Origin of the sequence: Marinomonas pollencensis (assembly GCF_003387375.1) — a bacterium.
GTDB classification, from domain to species: Bacteria; Pseudomonadota; Gammaproteobacteria; order Pseudomonadales; family Marinomonadaceae; genus Marinomonas; species Marinomonas pollencensis.
The window spans coordinates 20,993-41,666 of sequence record NZ_QUNG01000009.1 but is presented as its reverse complement, the minus strand read 5'-3'; the positions used below and the strand labels follow the sequence as shown (position 1 = coordinate 41,666).

Annotated in this window: 17 protein-coding genes; 1 reads left to right on the top strand and 16 read right to left on the bottom strand. The window is 45.6% G+C overall.

Features of this window, described 5'->3' with window-relative positions:
* Window positions 1-88 precede the first annotated feature (88 nt).
* The 6 genes from DFP81_RS12905 to DFP81_RS12880 form a co-directional block, all read right to left on the bottom strand.
* On the bottom strand, window positions 89-1,039 hold the full coding sequence (locus DFP81_RS12905) for an energy transducer TonB (RefSeq protein WP_115898313.1): 951 nt from the start codon (window positions 1,037-1,039) through the stop codon (window positions 89-91).
* Window positions 1,036-1,467 carry an ExbD/TolR family protein gene (locus tag DFP81_RS12900; RefSeq protein WP_115898312.1) on the bottom strand — a complete coding sequence of 144 codons (432 nt, stop codon included), beginning with the start codon at window positions 1,465-1,467 and terminating at the stop codon, window positions 1,036-1,038. Before DFP81_RS12900 ends, DFP81_RS12905 begins: the two co-directional genes overlap by 4 nt.
* Entirely contained in the window at window positions 1,467-1,886 is a 420-nt protein-coding gene (locus DFP81_RS12895) for an ExbD/TolR family protein (protein ID WP_115898311.1), read from the bottom strand. Before DFP81_RS12895 ends, DFP81_RS12900 begins: the two co-directional genes overlap by 1 nt.
* The gene (locus DFP81_RS12890) at window positions 1,876-2,553 is read right to left on the bottom strand and encodes a MotA/TolQ/ExbB proton channel family protein (RefSeq protein ID WP_245959159.1); all 678 of its coding nucleotides are present in this window, start codon (window positions 2,551-2,553) and stop codon (window positions 1,876-1,878) included. The genes DFP81_RS12895 and DFP81_RS12890 overlap by 11 nt, the downstream gene beginning before the upstream one ends.
* A 241-nt stretch (window positions 2,554-2,794) precedes the next feature.
* A complete protein-coding gene (locus DFP81_RS12885; RefSeq protein ID WP_281272038.1) occupies window positions 2,795-4,054 on the bottom strand; it encodes an MATE family efflux transporter in 1,260 nt (419 codons plus the stop codon).
* Window positions 4,055-4,267: 213 nt separating this feature from the next.
* Window positions 4,268-5,500, bottom strand: coding sequence for a multidrug effflux MFS transporter (locus DFP81_RS12880; protein WP_115898309.1), 1,233 nt, complete (start codon window positions 5,498-5,500; stop codon window positions 4,268-4,270).
* A 330-nt stretch (window positions 5,501-5,830) separates the two neighbouring features.
* Here DFP81_RS12880 and DFP81_RS12875 point away from each other — a divergent pair, with 330 nt between their 5' ends.
* Entirely contained in the window at window positions 5,831-7,393 is a 1,563-nt protein-coding gene (locus DFP81_RS12875; protein ID WP_115898308.1) for a cation:proton antiporter family protein, read from the top strand.
* Window positions 7,394-7,480: 87 nt separating this feature from the next.
* Here the strand turns inward: DFP81_RS12875 and DFP81_RS12870 are convergent, their stop codons facing one another.
* The 10 genes from DFP81_RS12870 to DFP81_RS12820 all read right to left on the bottom strand — a co-directional run bounded on the left by DFP81_RS12870 (window position 7,481) and on the right by DFP81_RS12820 (window position 20,596).
* Entirely contained in the window at window positions 7,481-7,648 is a 168-nt protein-coding gene (locus DFP81_RS12870) for a DUF6435 family protein (protein ID WP_115898307.1), read from the bottom strand.
* 41 nt (window positions 7,649-7,689) lie between these two features.
* Window positions 7,690-7,896 carry a DUF1289 domain-containing protein gene (locus tag DFP81_RS12865; protein WP_115898306.1) on the bottom strand — a complete coding sequence of 69 codons (207 nt, stop codon included), beginning with the start codon at window positions 7,894-7,896 and terminating at the stop codon, window positions 7,690-7,692.
* A 206-nt stretch (window positions 7,897-8,102) separates the two neighbouring features.
* Complete coding sequence (locus DFP81_RS12860; RefSeq protein WP_115898305.1) at window positions 8,103-9,524, bottom strand: FAD-dependent oxidoreductase; 1,422 nt, start codon at window positions 9,522-9,524, stop codon at window positions 8,103-8,105.
* 97 nt (window positions 9,525-9,621) lie between these two features.
* On the bottom strand, window positions 9,622-14,073 hold the full coding sequence (gene gltB, locus DFP81_RS12855) for a glutamate synthase large subunit (RefSeq protein WP_115898304.1): 4,452 nt from the start codon (window positions 14,071-14,073) through the stop codon (window positions 9,622-9,624).
* A 441-nt stretch (window positions 14,074-14,514) separates the two neighbouring features.
* Window positions 14,515-16,065 (bottom strand): SPOR domain-containing protein, encoded by a 1,551-nt coding sequence (locus DFP81_RS12845; RefSeq protein ID WP_115898302.1) that lies wholly within the window; start codon window positions 16,063-16,065, stop codon window positions 14,515-14,517.
* A gap of 29 nt (window positions 16,066-16,094) precedes the next feature.
* Entirely contained in the window at window positions 16,095-17,198 is a 1,104-nt protein-coding gene (gene aroB / locus DFP81_RS12840; RefSeq protein WP_115898301.1) for a 3-dehydroquinate synthase, read from the bottom strand.
* Window positions 17,179-17,745 carry a shikimate kinase gene (locus tag DFP81_RS12835; protein ID WP_115898300.1) on the bottom strand — a complete coding sequence of 189 codons (567 nt, stop codon included), beginning with the start codon at window positions 17,743-17,745 and terminating at the stop codon, window positions 17,179-17,181. Before DFP81_RS12835 ends, aroB begins: the two co-directional genes overlap by 20 nt.
* A 41-nt stretch (window positions 17,746-17,786) precedes the next feature.
* Window positions 17,787-18,923 carry a type IV pilus secretin PilQ gene (locus tag DFP81_RS12830; RefSeq protein ID WP_115898299.1) on the bottom strand — a complete coding sequence of 379 codons (1,137 nt, stop codon included), beginning with the start codon at window positions 18,921-18,923 and terminating at the stop codon, window positions 17,787-17,789.
* A gap of 52 nt (window positions 18,924-18,975) precedes the next feature.
* Window positions 18,976-19,677 (bottom strand): hypothetical protein, encoded by a 702-nt coding sequence (locus DFP81_RS12825; RefSeq protein WP_115898298.1) that lies wholly within the window; start codon window positions 19,675-19,677, stop codon window positions 18,976-18,978.
* On the bottom strand, window positions 19,649-20,596 hold the full coding sequence (locus DFP81_RS12820) for a hypothetical protein (protein WP_115898297.1): 948 nt from the start codon (window positions 20,594-20,596) through the stop codon (window positions 19,649-19,651). Before DFP81_RS12820 ends, DFP81_RS12825 begins: the two co-directional genes overlap by 29 nt.
* Between the last annotated feature and the right edge of the window lie 78 nt (window positions 20,597-20,674).

The following is a 20,674-nucleotide window of genomic DNA, read 5'->3' as shown; positions in this document are numbered from 1 at the left end:
AGGCAATAAAAATGGCGCCTTTACTGAATAAAGGCGCCATATGTTCATACTGTGTTTTGAGGATTGTACTGTTTAGTGGTGATAGGGCTTAATAATCACTCAATTTAAAAGACACAGGTAGTGTAATCTTTAACTCTTTTTCTGTCATATCCTTGGTAAAGGCTGGCAGAGGAACGGCACGTCTTAGCATTTTCATAACCGCCTTATCGAGCCGACGATGGCCCGAGCTTTTCACTATCTTCGCATCAGATACATCACCATCAGCATAAACGGTAAAGGCTAATGTCACGACACCTTCTTCATTTCTGCGTCGAGAGGCTCGAGGATAGCGCTTGTTCTGTGCTAATGCGGTAGCAAGCTGAGTAAAATACTTCGCTTTTGCTCCTGGGTTCCCACCCGTGCTGGCCGCGTTAGCGCTGCCTGTTGTGGCTTTTTGGCTGGCCTGTGACTTTGGCCCTTGTTTCTGAGGAGTGCTACTCGCCACTTGCTGAGATTGAGTCGGTTGCGCATCGGCCGTTGAGCTTGTTGCTTCTGCCGCGACGGGTTCTGGCTTAGGCTCAACTTTAGGTTCTGGCTTAGGCTCTGGTTTAGGCTCTGGTTTAGGCTCAACTTTAGCCACGACTACGGGCGATGTTTGCTTGACGACAACAGGCGGCTTAGCTTTGATCACGGCTTTTTCAACCGGTGTGGGCTTTTTCTCGACTGGCTTTGGTTCTGCCTTTTTGACGGGTTTGGGCTCTGCTTTTTTCTCTACCGGCTTTTTAATCGGTTTCGGCTCGGGCTTCTTTGGAACAACTTTTTCTGGTTCCTTTTTAGGGGGTTCTTCTAGGTTTTTTTTCGGCTCAACTTTTTCTTGCTGAGCAAGCGTATTTTGCGCCGCAGAGCCCATATCTCCCATCATTCCAAGGTCAAACTCAATGCCTTGTGCACCGGCCCCCTTACTGCCTTCTACCGGCTGATGAAAAACAACATAAAACCCTGCTGCATGCATCGAAAGTGCCGCAACCCCTGCTATTACCCAATGACGCTTTGAGATCATTGCTGACCTCTTTCTAATTGTGTCGCTAAACTCACTTTGGTCAGTCCAGAGGCTCGAATTTCACTAAAAATAGGTCTTAGCCTATCCACAGGAGTTAGCCCATCTGCTTTGATTTGTACCCAAAATTTATCTTTGTCTTGCGCCTGCTTAAACTGACTTTCTAAAGCGGGTTTTATGGCGTCCAGCGTAACCAATTTATCATCTAAATAAATCTGCTTATTCTCACCCACTACAATCAGCACATTAGGGTCTGTTGCTGCTTTGTTATCATTAATAGAGCTCGGCGGAATCACAGGAATAGGGTCAGCTTTGCGAATTTGGCCTGCTACCATAAAAAACACCAACATAAGAAAAACGACATTGATCAATGGCACCATGTTGTCGTCATCGGCTTTATTCTTAGCCGCAAACTTATCCGCTATTTTCATTATTTATCCTTGCTGGAAAACGCGTTCGCAATAGACACGGTCTTCGCACCACTTTCTTTTAAACGATCAGCCAAGCTCATGACACTTTGTAGGTTTACCCCATCTTCTGCCTTAACTGCAAAAGTGCCTTTCTTATGCTCTGCTACTAGCGTTTTAAACCATGCTGTATCGGATAAAGCGTAGGCTTGGCCTTCTAGCCACACCATCTGATTATTCTGCTTAAGGGTTAATAGCACAATATCATTGTCTTTACTGTCTACTGGGGTGTCTGCAGGTACCGCTAATGGCGTATCCACTGTACGCCAAGGGACAAAGCTTGAGGTCAGCATAAAGAACAAAAGTAGGATGAAAACAATGTCTATTAACGGAGTCAGGCTGATCGCAGTTTTACGCTTCGGCTGACTTAAGTTAAGCGGCATGTAAAACCTCTTTCGCAGCCTTAGCCACTAAGCGCTCTGCTTCTTTGCAAGTGAAGACTTGTGTCACTGCGTCATTCACCATATGAGAAATACGCTCTACCTTACGCTCTAACCAGCTGTGCATAGTCACAACGGGAATAGCAACAGCCAAACCCACTGCCGTGGTTAATAGTGCCTGCCAGATACCGCCAGACAACACAGAAGGATCCACTTGACTGCCTGCCCCCTCCATTTGCTGGAATGCGGTAATCATACCGAGCACGGTTCCTAACAGACCTAATAGTGGGCTTAAGGAAGCAATGATTTCTAGCGGGCGGAAATACGAACGTAGTTGATTCAGTTTGTTCATTGCCAGTCGTTCTACTTCTTCACGAATACGGTCTACTTCCATCTGACCGGATTGTAGTGAACGAATCGAAAAACCCACCAACGAATCAACAGGACGTGTTTCATCCAATAACTCTAGTGCCTGATTTGAGTTTTGCTGACGCCATGCTTGCAACGCTTTATCAACCGTTTTACGACTTTCTGCACGCAACGAAGCAAACTGCCACAGTTTCATTAAAACAATCGTCAAGGCAACAACAGAGAACCCCATTAAGATCCATACTACAGGTCCACCGACCTGCAAAAAATCAACAATCTGCTGCTGTACTGAATTTTCCACGTTGAACTCCAAATAAGAGAATGACTAATAAAACAAATGGTATTCATTCTCAAATACGTTTTCAACTAAACAATTGTGCAAGGAGCTTCATATTTGCGAAATATGCTCTATTCACCGGGTAAAGCGCCTCTCCCAAAATGACTTTTGTTCACATTGAAGGGATAAAACCAACAACGCCACTTGATAGCCTCTATCAAATGGCGTTGTGTAAAAACAGACTCATCAGTGAGCAACAACCAATTTATGCTTTTTCTAGCATCCTCAGTGCGCGACAATAGATATACCAAGAAGCAATCCCTGCCAGTAAATTACCTGCCAATACCCCAGCAAAAAGTCCCTTCAGCTCAGCTATCTCCGCGCCAAGCCAGAGACAAGGCAAAAAGAAAGCAAACAGGCGCAAAGCTGAAATAACCAATGCGGTATAGGATTTACCTAAAGCATTAGAAATCGACACCATCAACATACAAACACCAAGCGGCCCTAAACTGATCGGCACCACCATCAGGTGCCAACGAAGAATCTGTTGTACTTCTGGCTCACTGGTCATCAAACTGGCTAAACCACTGGCAACCAACAAAGTCACCACGGCGATTAATAGCTGAAATAACAACACAAAGCGGCAGGCCACTTTCACAATATAACGAATGTCCTCCATTCTACCCGCTCCTAACAAACGTCCAACAAACGGTGGCATGGACATAGTCAGTGCTAACACAGCAACAATAGAGAAAAATTCATAACGCGAACCCAACGCCCAAGACGCGACCGCCGCCGTACCAAAGCCAGCAATCAATTTCGTGGCAAGCATAGACGATACAGGAGGCAGCAACTGACTCACCATAGCGGGCCCCATAATATGACCAATATCAGAGAGACTTTGCGTTATTTTCAGGTCTTTCCAGTCAAAACTTAGCCAATGCCGACGAGTCACAAGCGGTGCAACGATCAACAAACCAAGGACAAAAGATAAAGTCGTGGCAATAGCCGCCCCATTCAAACCTAACCCTAAGGTAAAGATAAAAATAGGATCCAGCGCGAGGTTTAACAAACTAGTTACTATCATCATGACACCTGGCAACATGGTGTTACCATTAGAACGACAGATGCTGTAAAAAAAATAGATTAAGGCACCGATCCAAGCACTTAGCAACCAATGGGGCCAATAACTGTCAATCACGGGATACACCGATTCTGGAGCGCTTAACAAGGCTAATATAGGGTGTCGCAATAACCAAATCAGCACAGTGAAAAAGGCCAAGCCAACGCTGCCAATCATTAACACCAACCCACCTAACTGCTTGGCGTAACGAACTTTTTCAGCGCCTAATGCCCTAGAGATCATCGCGGTTGTCGCAATCCCTAGACCGACTTGCAAACCAATCACTATCATTTGAATAGGTAATGTAAAGCCCTGTGCTGCCAATGGAAGCACGCCTAATTGGCCTATAAACGCGCTGTCTACTAACTGAAAACTCATAAATGACAAGATGCCAAATAACATGGGCCAAGTCATGGTGAAGAGTTCGCGGGCGAGAGATGGTTTAGCTGAGTTTGAAGTCATAAATGGGTATGTTTAATACATGTAAAAATAAAGAGTTTCGATTATACGTGATTTTCAAAACAAGTTCGTGATATCGAAATTTGCCTATTTAAAACCATGATGCAGCCTTAAAATACGCGGCTTATAGATGGCTAAAGTGCAATTTGCCGAGCGCTATTTCTCAGAGGGAAAGCGCTTGGCAATGTGCAATAGCACCAAACTGGTAGAAGAGAAAATCAAAAAACCACACGCCAATGGTGTAACAGAGTCGGCGTAAAATAAGCCAACCAGAGAAGAGAGCATTACTCCAATCAAGCTTGACGATGCCGAGACGATGGCTGCGCCAAGCCCTGCGGTGCGGCCCAATGGCTCCATCGCCATGGCGTTAATATTACCAAACAACAGACCTTGGCAAAAAAACACCAAGACCCCTAATGTTAAGAATAGCCATAAAGGCGGCACCCCCTGATGAACCAACGCACTTGTCAGCATTACCACAGAGGTTGTCGCTAACAAAATCAGAGCCGCTTTCACCAACAGCGCCATACCTAGACGCATGACTATGTTGCCATTGGTAAAAGACGCAACCCCTGCACCACAAGACAGTAACGCAAAATAAAGTGGAAAATCCTCTCCAGTGCCGTAAATATCTTGAAAAATAGACTGCGCAATACTCAAATACAACAGCATGCCGCTGAACACACACCCTGTGATTGCGATATAGCACACAACATCAATACGCTGAAAAATATTTCGCGCATCTCGTATTAAACGCGATGGTCGAAAAGGCTGACGCTGCTGTTTCGCTAACGTTTCCCCCTGACGTAAGACAAACCATAAGGTTGCGATGGTCGCTTGCACTAAAAAAGCAACAAAAATCCAACGCCAACCGCCTAACAACATCACCTTTTGACCAAACCAGGGCGCTAACATAGGCACTAAAATAAAAATCACCATCACATAAGACATGATTCTTGCCATCGCAGCGCCTTTATAAAGGTCTCGGATTAACGCTCTAGACGCAATTTTAGGACCTGCTACACCGATGCCTTGCACTACTCGTCCCAATAACAACATAGGCAAACTTTGGGCTGTCATTGCCATAACAGTGCCTAAGGCATAAATACCCACACCAATTAAAATCGTTTTACGGCGCCCAATAGCGTCTGATAAAGGACCAAAAATAATCTCACCAAATACCATACCAAATACTAACCCAGTCACTATCCATTGGGTCTGGTGATAATCTGTCACCAAAAAAGCTTGGGTGATATCAGGAAAAGCCGGCAACACTGCATCCATACTCAATGCCGTCAATGACATCATTAAAGCAAACAGCGCAATAAACTCTTTTTCTGGCAAGCGTTTTGCCAATGAGTTTAAAGGGGAAGTTTCAGGGGTCGACATTCTTGTTCCTAATTCAAAGTCATAAAAAGCGCAGTGTACGCGTCTATACCTTTCTTTCACACCTAATTAGCCAACAAGATATGCCAACCAATATAAAAAAGACGACTTATTATTGAGCATCAAACACACAACAGAATAGGCGGCTTCATTAATCGACATACTTGATCATAGGTTTAGAAAAAGGCGGATAAAAGCGTAGATCATGCGCGAAAAAAGCGCCTCAAGCGCAATATTCCTAATGTCCTTTAAGTGTGAATTTCGTATCATAATCAGCACCACAGTGAGTGTACTTTGGCACGCTAACGGTTTTTAGAGAATTAGAAGGATTACATGGAATTTATTTGGATATTATTTGCTTTTGTTTGCGGCCTTGCCGTGAAACTCATTAATTTACCACCGCTTATTGGCTTTTTGTTAGCCGGCTTTTTACTAAATGCTTTTGGTATGCAACCCAGTAGCACTCTAGACTCTTTAGCGAACCTTGGTATTACCTTGATGCTATTTTGCATTGGCTTAAAGCTCCATGTGAGAGATTTATTAAAGCGCGAAGTCTGGGCCTCCACCCTTGGTCATATGAGTTTGTGGTCCTTACTACTGATGGCTGTCTGCTTATTATTAGGCAGCTTAAGTCTTCCTTTCTTTGATATATTGGATTTCAAAACCGCGGCACTGCTTGGTTTTGCTCTTAGTTTTTCTAGTACAGTTTGTATCGTCAAGCTACTTGAGGAGAGCAGTGAATTAAAAACTCGTCATGGACAATTAGCCTTAGGCATTTTGGTCATGCAAGACATAGTTGCGGTTGTCTTTTTAGTATTTGCCACCGGAAAAATCCCTTCGCTCTGGGCGTTGGCATTGTTTGGCTTAATATTAATTCGCCCTGTGTTTAATAAAATCGTCGATAAAGCTGGTCACGGTGAAATGCTCCCGCTTACTGGACTTTTTCTGGCACTCGGTGGTTATGAACTGTTTTACCTTGTAGGCGTGAAAGGCGACCTAGGGGCACTCATTTTCGGCATTTTACTCGCTTCACACAGTAAAGCGGCGGAAATGAATAAAGCGCTAATGAACTTCAAGGATCTGTTCCTTATCGGCTTTTTCTTGTCCATCGGTTTTACCGCGTTGCCAACCCTTAATATGGTCATGGTTAGCCTACTTATTTCCGTGGTTATTCTGCTAAAGTTCGCTCTGTTTTTTGCCTTATTTACTAAGCTGAAATTACGTGGCCGTACCGCATTCTTGTCCTCTATTGTGTTATCGAATTACAGTGAATTTGGCTTGATTGTCGTTGCTCTTAGTGTGGCCAATGGTTGGCTCGCGAAAGAATGGCTTGTGGTGTTAGCCTTAGCAGTATCCTTCTCTTTTATCGTGACCAGTTTGCTGTATCGCAATGTCCATCGCTTATACCGTAAAAACAAAGAGACCATTCGTCGCTTTGAACACCCTACCTGCTTACCTGAAGATGTTTTTGTTCAACCTGTTGATACGGAAATCTTAGTGGTCGGATTAGGACGCGTAGGACGCGGCGCCTTTGAGTCATTAAAAGGTCTAGTGGGAACAACCGTCGCTGGGATGGACGCAGATCGCAATCGTATTACGCAAATGCAAGCTGCCCAAGAGAACGTATTTTATGGCGATGGGGAAGATGCTGACCTTTGGGAGCGTCTTGATACGTCAAGCATTCATTTAGTGTTATTAGCATTACCTGCAACAGAAGACACTACTAATGTGGCGGTGCAGTTACGTAAAGCCAATTACACAGGCCAAATTGCCGCTATAGCACGCTATCAAGATGAACGCGAAATCCTGATAAATAGCGGTATAGATAATGTCTTTAACTTCTATACCGAAGCCGGAACAGGTTTTGCCGAAGAGAGTTTGAGTTTGATTCGCTAACCTGAAAATCCGGTAAAATGTAAAAAGCGATGTGCTACTGCACATCGTTTTTTCGTCTTTATTCTGCCTGTTAGCCTGCGCAAAACGCTAGGAAGCTTCCATATCTCGCTTTGCTTTTACCATTTCGGCTTGTGCTGTTAGCTCTGCATAACGCTTAATATCCCCTGCTCGTTGGGCCTGCATCGCTTTTTCCAGTAGTTTCTCATACTCTTTATTGAGCGCTTTTTGCGGGTTAGATTTAAAAAAAGAAAACATAGTCTCCCCCTTATATTAAAGACTTATCTTAGATACGTCAGTCAGGTCTTCTTGGATGATATAAAGATGCTATGAATCTCCCTGTGATCTGCTTGTGCCCTACGCTCTGCAATACAGTTGAGCGTATCTTGTTTCTCGTTTTGCGACGCGGCTGACCAGGCTAAAATCTCTTTTAAAGAACGAAAGCAACCTAGGCAAATATCTTGCTCATTAAGGCAACACTGTCTAATACAAGGGCTATCAATCATCCTACACCGTCACACAGGTCATCTTAGTTCACTAAGTGTAGACCATTTATGCATGCTGTAAGCTCATTCGCTTAAGCCCGTCTTTAGATAACCATGGTATGGTCTTAAAACGAAAAAAGCACTTTTTTGGAAATCAAAAAAGTGCTTTTGTGAAACATATAGCACTCACTTTGTAAAAAATAATGAGCACCATAAGTTACTTTAAGTTAAACGTCTAAGAAGTCCATGATGCCTTCAGCCGCTTTACGACCTTCATCAATGGCCGTTACAACTAGGTCAGAACCACGCACCATATCGCCACCAGCAAAGATCTTCTCATTGGTAGTCTGGAACATGTACTTGCCTTTCTTAGGTGCGATCACTCGACCACGAGCATCGGTTTCAATACCAAACTTCTCAAACCAAGGCGCTGGGCTTGCTTGGAAACCAAAGGCAACCAAAATCGCATCAGCCGGAATAATTTGCTCACTGCCTTCGATGACTTCAGCACTGCGACGACCATTTGCGTCAGGCTCACCCATCTTAGTTTCCACTACCTTGATGCCTTCTACCTTGCCATCACCAACAATTTCTACTGGCTGACGGTTGAAAAGGAACTGAACCCCTTCTTCACGGGCATTGGTTACTTCTTTGCGAGAACCAGGCATGTTTTCTTGGTCACGACGATAAGCACAAGAGACACCTTTGGCACCTTGGCGAATCGCGGTACGGTTACAGTCCATCGCCGTATCACCACCACCTAAAACAACCACTTGCTTGCCTTTAAGGTTAATGTATTCACTCTCGTCTTCTTCAAAGTCTAGGCAATGATTAACATTAGAGATCAAGTAATCTAGTGCATCATGAACACCAGGCAAATCTTCACCTGGGAAGCCGCCTTTCATGTATTTATAGGTTCCCATGCCTAGAAAAACCGCATCGTATTCTTCTAGTACATGTTCAAATGGCACATCATCGCCAACAGACGTGCCTAATACAAACTCGACGCCCATTTCTTCAAAAATTTCTCGACGGCGTGTCATCACACTTTTTTCTAGCTTAAATTCAGGAATACCAAAAGTAAGCAAACCACCAATTTCAGGGTACTTATCGAATACCACAGGCTTAATGCCATTACGTACCAATACGTCCGCACACGCAAGACCCGCTGGCCCTGCACCAACGATGGCCACGGTTTTATTGACCGGTACCACTTTCGACATATCTGGGCGCCAGCCTAGAGCAAACGCAGTATCTGTGATGTATTTTTCAACCGAGCCAATCGTCACCGCGCCAAAACCACCTTCGCCTAAGGTACACGCCCCTTCACAAAGACGATCTTGTGGGCAAACTCGACCACATACTTCAGGCAGAGAATTGGTTTGATGGCTCAACTCCGCTGCTTCTAATACATTCCCTTCACTTACCAGCTTCAACCAGTTAGGAATGTAGTTGTGCACAGGGCATTTCCACTCACAATAAGGGTTACCACATTCAAGGCAACGGTGAGACTGCCCTTTGGCATGCTCTTCCTCAAACGGTTTATAAATTTCGACGAACTGAGCCTTACGAGTAATTAAAGGCTTCTTCTTCGGATCTTTACGATCCACCTCGACGAATTGAAATGCATTGTTCAAGCGCTCAGACATAAGCTGCTATCTCCTATGGCCGCTTGCGTACAAGCGGCACTTCTCTCAAATGGGTCAAACTGATTCATTAATGGTGCTTTGCACCACTCGCCAAGTTTTATTCTGGGCGCTGACGAGTACTATCTAACAGCGCACCTAAACTCGCGGCTTTTGGTTTTACTAGCCAGAATTTGCCAATGTAGTCATAGAAGTTTTCTAAGATTTCTTTGCCCCATTCGCTGTCAGTTTCTCGAACATATTCTTCAATCACACTACGCAAATGAGAACGATATTCTTCGGTTATTTCCGTTCCTACGCGCTGGATTTCAACCAACTCATGGTTGTATTTGTCCACGAAGGTACGATCCATATCCAATACGTAAGCAAAGCCGCCTGTCATACCAGCACCAAAGTTGTAGCCAGTATCACCCAGTACGGTTACCAATCCACCTGTCATATATTCACAACAGTGATCCCCTGCCCCTTCAATAACAGCATGGGTCCCCGAGTTACGTACAGCAAAGCGTTCACCCGCAATACCAGCGGCAAATAATTTACCGCCAGTCGCACCGTATAAACAGGTGTTACCAATAATAACCGTATCTTGAGATTCAAAAGCAGAGTGACGTGGTGGGCGAATAACAAGCTTACCGCCCGTCATGCCTTTACCTACGTAATCGTTCGCATCACCTTCAAGATACATGTTCAAACCACCCGCATTCCAGACACCAAAACTTTGTCCAGCAGTACCTGATAGTTTCAATGTTAATGGAACATCGGACATGCCTTGGTTACCGTAACGTTTCGCGATTTCACCAGATAAACGCGCTCCAATAGAGCGGTCACAGTTGGTGACACGGAAGCTAAACTCGCCCCCTTCTTTTTCTTCAACCGCAGACTGTACTGTTTCCCACATTTTCAGCGCTAACAAGCCCTTATCATGAGGCGGATTTAGCGGTGTTAAGCAATACTGTGGTTTATCCGCAGGAATCGCATCATTCAACAGGATTGGAGAGAGATCTAAATTCTGCTGTTTATCCGTTTCACCCGGTAAAATCGTCAGTAAATCAGTGCGTCCGATCAGGTCTTGCAAACGTGACACACCTAACTTCGCCATCCATAAACGCGTATCTTCAGCCATAAAACGGAAGAAGTTTTTAATCATTTCTACGGTGCCGATGAAATGTTCATCACGCAGCATTTGATCTTGTGTTGCCACCCCTGTTGCACAGTTATTAAGGTGACAAATACGTAAGAACTTACAGCCCATGGCGATCATTGGTGTCGTACCAAAACCAAAGCTTTCAGCCCCCAAAATAGCCGCTTTAACAACGTCTAAACCTGTTTTCAAGCCACCATCTGTTTGCAAACGGATCTTGCCACGTAGGTCGTTAGAGCGCAGCGCTTGTTGTGCTTCTGCTAAACCTAACTCCCAAGGAGAACCGGCATGACGTATCGAGGTTAATGGCGACGCCGCCGTACCACCGTCATAACCTGAGATAGTGATCAAGTCTGCGTAGGCTTTTGCCACACCCGCGGCAATCGTGCCGACGCCCGGTTCAGACACTAGCTTCACTGACACTAGAGCATCTGGGTTAACTTGTTTTAAATCAAAGATCAGCTGAGCCAAATCCTCAATCGAATAAATATCGTGATGCGGTGGTGGTGAAATCAAGGTAACACCTGGAACCGCGTAACGTAAGCGGGCAATCAAACCGTTCACTTTACCGCCAGGCAACTGCCCACCTTCACCTGGTTTCGCACCTTGCGCTACTTTAATCTGTAGGACTTCAGCGTTTACTAGGTATTCAGGCGTCACACCAAAACGGCCAGAGGCAATTTGTTTGATTTTAGAACGACGCTCAGTGCCATGACGAGCAGGGTCTTCACCACCCTCACCAGAGTTAGAGCGACAGCCCAATTCGTTCATGGCCTGTGCTAACGCTTCATGCGCTTCTGGAGACAATGCACCTAATGACATACCTGCCGAGTCAAAGCGCGGTAGGATGTCTTCCAGAGATTCTACATCATCAATAGAAATCGCTTTCGCTTTATCGGACAAGGTAAACAAGTCGCGAAGCATAGAAGCGGGGCGATTGTTAACGAGTTCAGTGTAAGCCGTGAAGTCTTCAAATCGGCCACTGCCTACTGCTGTTTGTAGGTTACGAACCACATCTGGATTAAAAGCATGGTATTCCGCATCATGAACGTACTTAAGGTAGCCGCCCTGCTGAATAGGTTTACGTTGCTTCCATGCGTTGTTGGCCACGGTGACCTGATCACGCTGGAAGTCCTCAAAACGAGCACCTTTAATACGGCTTGGAACGCCTTTAAAACAAAGATCTACGACCTTGTCATCCAAACCAACCGCTTCAAAAAGCTGGGCGCCACGATAAGAGGCAATGGTGGAAATCCCCATTTTAGATAGGATTTTCATCAGGCCTTTGTTGATACCCTTACGGTATTTCACATGGCAGCCTATTGGGTCACCTAGGACCTCCCCTTTATCCACCATGTCATTGATCAAGCGGTAAGATAAGTAAGGGTAAACAGCTGTCGCACCAAAGCCTAATAAAACCGCAAACTGATGAGGGTCACGTGCAAAACCAGTATCGGCAATAATATTAGAGTCACAACGTAAGCCAACCGCCGTTAGGTGATGGTGCACCGCACCCACAGCCATTGGCGCAGGAATAGGCAAATGGCCTTTTTCGATATCACGATCGGTAAGCACTACGATCACCGCACCATTACGAACCACTTCTTCTGCACTAATACGTAAGTTCTTCACTGCTTGTTCTAAAGAAACTTCATCTGGGTTGTAATTCGTATTCAAGCGCACCAAACGAAAACGGTGGTCGTTCAACGCCAACAAACGGCTGTATTTACGAGGCGATAGAACCGGCGACGATAGAATAATACGGTTCGCATGCTTAGGTGTTTCTTCGAACAAATTGCGCTCTACACCAATACAGGTTTCTAGAGACATCACTACAGACTCACGCAATGGGTCTATTGGTGGGTTCGTTACCTGAGCAAACTTCTGACGGAAATAGTCGGTGACCGGACGAGTCTGGCTAGACATCACCGCCATTGGCGTGTCGTCTCCCATAGAGCCAACCGCTTCATGACCACTTTCCGCTAATGGACGGAAAATTTGTTCACGCTCTTCAAAAGACACTTGGAACATCTTTTGATAAGCCAACATCTCTTCTGTGGTGAAAGGTTCAAACTCTAGCGAAGACTCTTCTAGCAAAGACTCAATGCGGATCGCTTCTTGCTTCAACCATTTTTTATAAGGATGAGCAGACTTCAAACGGTTGTCGATGTCATTGGTATGCAAAACTTGGCCAGTCTGAGTATCTACCACCAGCATTTGACCAGGACCAACACGGCCTTTCGATACCACATCTTCTGGTTTGTAATCGTAAGTACCGATTTCAGATGCCAGCGTAATAAAGCCGTTTTTGGTGATCACCCAACGAGAAGGACGCAAACCGTTACGGTCTAACATGCAGATAGCGTGACGACCATCAGTCATAACCAGACCCGCTGGGCCGTCCCATGGGTCCATGTGCATTGAGTTGTACTGATAGAAAGCACGCAACTCTGGATCCATGTTCTCAACATTTTGCCAGGCTGGCGGAATAATCAAGCGCGCAGCACGGAAAATATCGACCCCACCGGTCACCAATACTTCTAACATATTGTCCATAGAAGACGAGTCAGAACCGGTCAAATTAACCAATGGTTGTAAATCTTGAAGTTCAGGAATCAATGGTGAACGCAGTTTACTGCCACGTGCTAAAGCCCAATTACGGTTACCTTCGATCGTGTTGATTTCACCATTATGCGCCAACATGCGGAATGGCTGTGCCAACGGCCATTTTGGCAAAGTATTAGTAGAGAAACGTTGGTGAAAAACACAGATTGCCGTTTGTAGTGCCTCGTTGCCTAGGTCTTTATAAAATACCGGCAAATCGGCAGGCATCATTAGGCCTTTGTAAGACAAGACTTTGTCAGATAAAGAACAGATATAGAAGTTTTCAAAGTTCGCTAACTCGATTTCCGTTTGACGACGAGCAACAAACAAACGCGTCGAGAAAGTGCGAGCGTCCATACGATTGCTGTCGACAAATACCTGCTCAATACGTGGCAAGCACTCTTCAGCAATACGACCTAGACAAGACGCGTCCGTTGGCACTTCACGCCAACCAACAACGTTTAAACCTTGTTCTTTTAACTGTCTCGTCAAAACCTCACGCTGCTCGCTAGCCGCAGTGACGTCTTGGTCCAAGAAAACCATGCCGATACCATAAAGATCAGACAAGGTGTGGCTAAATAAAGACTCAGCTTCGCCGCGTAGAAAAGTATCCGGCTTTTGAATAAGAAGACCACAGCCATCGCCAGTTTTGCCATCGGCAGCGATGCCCCCACGGTGCGTCATACATGTCAAAGACTCAATGGCTGTTTTTAATAGTTCATGGCTTGCATTGCCTTCCATATGTGCAATTAAGCCAAAGCCACAGTTGTCTTTGAATTCGCCAGGACGATAAAGACCTGCATTCATACACCAACTCCCACAGTTGAAACGTAAAGATATCAAATAGATCTGAATATAATTTTTGGCGATCAGGCTAGTCGAAAGTCGATCAATTGACTTTGAGAATGATTATTATCTGCCTTGTCAACCACCAAAAAGGAAAATGATCTTACCTCGCAGCGTGCGGCGACTCAAATCAAGCTCACTGAATTTACTGCCATTTCAGGGGTTTTTCATGGGGGCTTCAGAGCAATTAAACGCTTCTAGGAGAATTATCTATGGTTGGGGATTTTCCAAACAGAAAATTCCTCTGTGGATCTGTGTATTTCAGAGATAAATGGTTTTTTTATAAGAAAATGGCTTTTTTTGAAAAGAAATACGTCGCCATCTCGAAAAAAACAGCCCAATTGTGTGATTTAAAAGTCAAAGAAGCGAGCAAATACAGTGCAATCCAGCGTATTCAGACGATTATTCGAATTTTTTAATGTCTTGCTGAATACTGCGTACACTTCTTGCCCAAGGGTTCAAATTTTGCAAATCCTTCGGCAAAGATTCAACAGAAGCAATGGCTTCACTGCGGTTACGGTACATTCCATAAACCACAACGTACCAATCTCGACCGTTATACTTTGACTTAAAATAGCTAAAAACACTGATGCTACCCTGAGACTTAATAAAATCCTTTACCGTATCAAGGTTATAAGTACCCAGTAGTTGCAGAGTATAACGACCTGGACTTTGCGCTAGCCACCATTGTGTTTTATCAAACGCATCTGTGGCTTGTTGTTTTTCTGGAATCGTTGCTGTCTTCTCTACTGGCATTGGCTGAAGTACAACCTTAGGCCGCTCCTGAGTAAGCGTCGGCGTAGTCGTGACCGGACTGTCCTGACGTATAGGAGCGGTAGAGATAGAAGATTGGGCTGGTGCAACAGTTGGCTCACTGTCTGGCTCTGCTGCTTCGGTAGGAATAGGTGGTAAGCCAAGGGCGCCCTCGGTGCCTATTTTACGCTGCATGGCATCGATTCTGGCAATGGTCGCAGAAGATGATTGCCCTGCTCGCGGCTCTATTTTGGGGCTTAACGGGATCACGTTACTGGTCCGATCTGCCACTTGCAACTCGGTGTCATCAGGATCACTAAAGAGTACCGCAATTAAAATGCCCAGCATCACCAAACACAATAACGCCATATGCACCAATGGAAAACCGAGTGCCAAATTAAAACGTCGACCGCGTTGTGCGCCCTTGCCGGCATTTCCCATCATCGCTTGAGCGATTTTATTAATAGCACCTGGATAGCCAGCGGACTCTTGATGGATCTGCTTAATTTGCTTGTCATTAAATGGCAGGTTGATACTACCGCCGACGGTCCGTACTCGGTGCAGCAAGTACGCTTTCGTTTGCTCTAACGAATAAGGCGCGATGGTCAAAGTATGACTCAGCTGTTCATAACGTGAACGTTGATAAGCATCTAAATTGCGCGAGAGAGGAAACTCGGTAAACAATGCCACATGCGGTACGGCTTGATTCTCTGTGGCCAGCGACATCATATCCAGCAACATGCTGACGGCATCGGTATTCAGTTCTTGTGCATTATCGATCAAGATCAATGCTTTTTGGCCTTGCGCCTCTAGATCATGAGAAAACTTTAGCAATGGTCCAAAAGTGGCTTCATTGGGCGGCTCTCTTAATTGTGAGGCAAAGCCTGCGTATATCGCTTGCAGCAATTGTCCTGCCGTCATCAACATACTGGCTTTCACTTGGCTAATAATGGTCGAATCATCTTGATGGCGGACAAATTCCATCATAAAACGACTTTTACCACTGCCCTGTGGCCCTTGCACTACCGATAATAAATTGCTGTATCGGCTTAAATGCTCTAGTAATGCCAGTTGTTGGTTGCCTTCTTCTGAGGCGAAGTAAGCCGACATGTCTTTTGAACCGAACGGGTCCCTCAGCGTCGCTTTTGGCGGCTGATTCAGTGCGCTTTCTAAGTCAAACTGAAAATTCGGTTCTGACATACAAGTCCTTTAAGACGGCAGAAATCTCATTATGAAGGTATTTTCTCACTTGCTTCTAAAGCATCGATGATGCACTCATCAAAGTCACTCATCGGAAAATCTGACGTGACAATCGCATCACCGAGCGAGTCTAATAACACCAGCCTTAAGCTGCCATCAAGCACTTTTTTGTCCAGCACCATCAGCGCTTTAAAATGCTCTAAGGTCATTTCCGCAGGTGGTAATACAGGTAAATTCGCCGCTTTAAATAAGGCCACCGAACGGCTCACATCTTGCTCAGTGAGATTCCCCATACGCCAGGATAAATCAACCGCGAGCACACAGCCAGCGGCGACCGCTTCTCCGTGTAACCAATTACCGTAGCCCATATGAGTTTCAATGGCGTGACCAAAGGTATGGCCTAGATTCAAGATAGCGCGAATTCCCCCTTCACGCTCATCTTGAGCAACCACATCGGCCTTAGCCACACAGGAACGATAAATAGCGTCGCTGATTTTATCATTATCCAATGCCATTAAAGCGTCAATTTCTTGTTCCAACCAATCAAAGAACGCAGCATCACATATAAGCCCATACTTGATAACCTCTGCCATACCAGCAGACAGTTCTTTAACGGGTAAAGTAGACAGCGTGTGCGTATCAATAATCACCGCTTGTGGCTGATAAAAAGCACCGATCATGTTTTTACCGAGCGGATGATTGACGCCCGTTTTACCACCGACAGATGAATCCACTTGAGAGAGCAAGGTTGTCGGCACTTGAATAAATGCCACGCCACGCTGATAAGTAGCAGCAGCATAACCTGCCATATCACCAACCACTCCGCCACCTAACGCTATGATAGTCGTGGTGCGATTATGCTTTGCCTCTAACAGCGAAGTCATGATCTGGCCGTATGTCTCTAATGTTTTGAAGGCTTCGCCATCAGGTAAAATACAGGTTGCCACTTGATAAGACTCAGCCAACATTGACACCATGGCATCGAGATATAAAGGTGCGATGGTTTCATTGGTGACAATCATGACTTGCTTACCATGAATTGCCTGATCAAATAGGTCCTTCTGCTGACGAATTCCGCCACCTATATAAATAGGGTAACTTCTCTCTCCTAACTCAACCGTTAACGTTCGCATTCTGTGTCTTGCTCTCTGATTTTAAATGACGTTTGATGGCCTCTAAAGCCTTATTTGCTACCGACTTGGGGTGTCTTGAATCGGTTTCTACAACCAAGGTAGCGACCTCGCGATACAATGGGTCACGCACTTTAAAAAGCGCAGTCAGTGTCGCCCTTGGGTCGCTGGTCTGTAATAGAGGACGGTGATTACTTTTCGATGTGCGATGAAGCTGCTGTGAAACAGACGCATAAAGGTAGACGACTAGCGCATCACTTTTTATCAGTAGCTCGCGGTTTTCTTCGCGCATCACAATACCGCCACCCGTCGCAAGAACAACACTTTCTTGATTATGTAGCATGCACTCTAAGGCGTGAGTTTCGCGTTTACGAAAGCCATCTTCACCTTCTTTTTCGAAAATCCAAGGAATATCAGCCCCGGCATTCTCCTCTATGATTCGGTCTGAATCATAGAATTCTCTGCCCAACGATTGTGAAAGCAAACGACCTATGGTCGTTTTTCCAGCACCCATTGGGCCCACTAAAATTATATTGGGAGCTTTTATCATTGTTTCAAATACATCGGAATTAAGCAGATTCAGGCTGCAGCCTAGTTAACTGACATTTGTAGCAGCTTTGGTGTAATAAATACAAGTAATTCAACCTTTTCTTGTTGTTCTGTTTGTCTTTTGAAGAATATACCCAGTATCGGAATATCGCCTAAAAGCGGAACCTTACTGGTTGTTTTAAAACGTTCTTCTCTAAAAATCCCCCCTAAAACAAGGGTTTCTTGGTCGTTCACAACCACTTGCGTTTTTAACCGGTTGGTTTCCAAACTCGGCACACCATTGACCAACTCCCCAACGGAGTCTTGGTGAATGGTTAACTCCAACAAGATACGCTTGCCTTCTTTAACAAATGGCCTTACCTCTAACAATAAAGCAGCGTCGCGAAACTCAACATTCACAGAATCGTCATCTACTGTTTGATAAGGGATTTCGGTGCCCGACTCAATTCGCGCGAGTTGCCCCTCAATCGCCACCACTTTTGGCTTTGATAACACCTTAGCCATGCCTTCGCTTTCTAGCATATCCAAAGTAAACGACAGCAAGCTTAAGCCACTCGAGCCCGAGACGGATAAACGACTGGTTGGCGCCAATGCGCCTAGATCAACCGCGCCACCAACAGAAGAGCGCACGCTATTCGATAAATTGGCCTGCCAATTCACACCAAACTGAGATTGTGCAGAGGTACTCACTTGGGCAATCTGCGCGCTGATTTCTATCTGTCGCAGCGGTGCATCTAGCCAAGCCAGCGTTTGCATTAACCCCTCAACAGGCTGACAGTAATACGTAATCAGCGAATTGGTTCGTTCATCAACCACCAAAGAAATACTCGGATAAAGCACTTTCAGATGCCCGCCAACGGCATTTGCTTTGGCGTGACGCAATACCCAATAAGCCCGTTGACACTTTTCCTGTTGGCTTTTGGGCTGAGCCGGCATCAGCACAGCAACAGCTCCCTGCCACGTCAGCTCAATTTTGGGATTTTGCGCCACCGCCGCCATCACCTCCTGCCAAGACGCGTTCTTAATCGACAGAGTTAACTTATCATCAATATCTGGGCTGATAACTAAGCTTTCCTGCATCTTTGACGCCAACCAAGGCAACACCTCTTGTATCGCTCGCGCTTCAAAAAAAACATCCATAGCGAGTACTCGTTGGGGCATCCATAACATCAAGGTCATCAATAATGCCCACCTCCGGCCGCTTCTTTTTAATCCTTTCGAACACATAGCATCACTCCTTCACGCCATTAAAGCCGCCAACAAACAAGGACAACTTTTCGCCGGATAAAGCCCTTAGTGTCACTTCATCTGGGGTAATCCGAGCTATTGATAAGCTTAATTCAGGCAGCCAATCACCCGACTCCACCCAGCGTTTATTGACACCATAAGACAGCAACGCGGAGGCTTCTCCGTTCTCAACAACCACTAAAACTAAACGCCATTTAGCTAGGCCTTTAGGTAACACAGAGACACCAATAGGCAACCAATCATGCGGGGCTCGTGACGCCATGGGCCGCAAGACATCAAACAAAAGTTCGCCGTGCCACTGACCATCCATTGAGAAATGCCACTGTGCCTGCGTTAGCCCCACTGCGACTTGCTCTTGTAGCTTTTCTTGCCATACCTGCCAATCTACTAACGACATTTTTCCGCTCACAGACCATTGCGTCACGCTACCACTATGGCTATTCACCACTCGAGTCGATACGCTGTTTGAGGCAAAATTTCCCGCTACTAGTTTCTGGTTTTGGGCTAGTTGTTGCGCACTTATGCCTTCCCATCGCGAGGCTTGGCTAGAAGCGACTTGCTGAGCACTTTGCCGCGACTGCCAGAGTGGATACCAAGCCCCCATTTGCAACATAATCAGCAAGCACAACAGAGTGAATGAGGGGGACGGCCACGCTTTAACGTGCAAAAATCCGAAGCGCCACATCGATCACCTCCTGAGACTCTAAAAGTTTGCTCTGAGGCAAAACTTGCCAGCGCCAATGCGGAAAAGCCTGGCGCCATTGAGCCAATAAAATAGGCAAGCTATCATGCGGTAGCGTCAAATACGCTGTCGCAGCATGCTGCTCACTGCTTAGGGAAGAAAGCCGGACATCTTTAGGTAAAGTACGTAACATTGTCAGTAACTGAGAAACAAACACACTGCCCTTCTGAGGCAAACTCAGAGCCTGCGTTTGCTGCTGCAAAGTCACAGCTAGTTGCTTATGTTGACGGTCAAGAAGATAAAAATAACCCAGTATTAACAGGTGTAACGAAACACTAAGCAGTACAAAAACCAACCAGCGGCGGACAAGATTACGGCGCCGGTCTTCTTCTGGTTGGTAGTTAGACAGCTCGAACTGCCCCCAAGTATAACGAGCAAAGCGCCGCGACGAGCGCTGCTGCCATTGCTGCATCGATATCAATCGACAGTCCTGCGCGGCGTCAAAGGGCTGACGCAGTAAATCCCTTAACATTTTCGAACAAGCAATTACATGCAATTGAAATAGGTCTTTGTTTAACTTATCAACACTGTGATGGAAAAAGATCTCATTCGGGGGCGCAAACGTCGTCTCTGAGGCAAATGCCAACGCAGCCAATGGGGCTAATTTAGGAGATAATGGGTGGGCTATCTGATGCTCGGAGACAGATAACCAAGCATTAGGTACGACAATAAGTAGCTGCCGACTGCTCGCGAGCACACTCTGCTTCAACTCTTGTTGGAGTAACTTGATTTGTTCATCGCTCGGCACTGGACGCGCGTCTTCAACGTCAAATGGGAGCGCTTTAGGGCAAGACTGTATTGGGTAGATATAACATTGTGAGGCGGTGTAAAAGACCACACAATCGGGGGATATTCGCTTCATGATTCATCCTTGAAATAATCAGCTCAATATTGTTTCGGTTTCCTAACCGAATACTGGCAAGATAACACGATTTGCTGC

What these genes read in the sequence shown, in the direction of transcription:
- DFP81_RS12905 (WP_115898313.1), bottom strand. Translation starts at nt 1,039, where the DNA reads ATGATCTCAAAGCGTCATTGGGTAATAGCAGGGGTTGCGGCACTTTCG.
- DFP81_RS12900 (WP_115898312.1), bottom strand. Translation starts at nt 1,467, where the DNA reads ATGAAAATAGCGGATAAGTTTGCGGCTAAGAATAAAGCCGATGACGAC.
- DFP81_RS12895 (WP_115898311.1), bottom strand. Translation starts at nt 1,886, where the DNA reads ATGCCGCTTAACTTAAGTCAGCCGAAGCGTAAAACTGCGATCAGCCTG.
- DFP81_RS12885 (WP_281272038.1), bottom strand. Translation starts at nt 4,054, where the DNA reads ATGTTATTTGGCATCTTGTCATTTATGAGTTTTCAGTTAGTAGACAGC.
- DFP81_RS12880 (WP_115898309.1), bottom strand. Translation starts at nt 5,500, where the DNA reads ATGTCGACCCCTGAAACTTCCCCTTTAAACTCATTGGCAAAACGCTTG.
- DFP81_RS12875 (WP_115898308.1), top strand. Translation starts at nt 5,831, where the DNA reads ATGGAATTTATTTGGATATTATTTGCTTTTGTTTGCGGCCTTGCCGTG.
- DFP81_RS12870 (WP_115898307.1), bottom strand. Translation starts at nt 7,648, where the DNA reads ATGTTTTCTTTTTTTAAATCTAACCCGCAAAAAGCGCTCAATAAAGAG.
- DFP81_RS12865 (WP_115898306.1), bottom strand. Translation starts at nt 7,896, where the DNA reads ATGATTGATAGCCCTTGTATTAGACAGTGTTGCCTTAATGAGCAAGAT.
- DFP81_RS12860 (WP_115898305.1), bottom strand. Translation starts at nt 9,524, where the DNA reads ATGTCTGAGCGCTTGAACAATGCATTTCAATTCGTCGAGGTGGATCGT.
- gltB (WP_115898304.1), bottom strand. Translation starts at nt 14,073, where the DNA reads ATGAATGCAGGTCTTTATCGTCCTGGCGAATTCAAAGACAACTGTGGC.
- DFP81_RS12845 (WP_115898302.1), bottom strand. Translation starts at nt 16,065, where the DNA reads ATGTCAGAACCGAATTTTCAGTTTGACTTAGAAAGCGCACTGAATCAG.
- aroB (WP_115898301.1), bottom strand. Translation starts at nt 17,198, where the DNA reads ATGCGAACGTTAACGGTTGAGTTAGGAGAGAGAAGTTACCCTATTTAT.
- DFP81_RS12835 (WP_115898300.1), bottom strand. Translation starts at nt 17,745, where the DNA reads ATGATAAAAGCTCCCAATATAATTTTAGTGGGCCCAATGGGTGCTGGA.
- DFP81_RS12830 (WP_115898299.1), bottom strand. Translation starts at nt 18,923, where the DNA reads ATGACCTTGATGTTATGGATGCCCCAACGAGTACTCGCTATGGATGTT.
- DFP81_RS12825 (WP_115898298.1), bottom strand. Translation starts at nt 19,677, where the DNA reads ATGTGGCGCTTCGGATTTTTGCACGTTAAAGCGTGGCCGTCCCCCTCA.
- DFP81_RS12820 (WP_115898297.1), bottom strand. Translation starts at nt 20,596, where the DNA reads ATGAAGCGAATATCCCCCGATTGTGTGGTCTTTTACACCGCCTCACAA.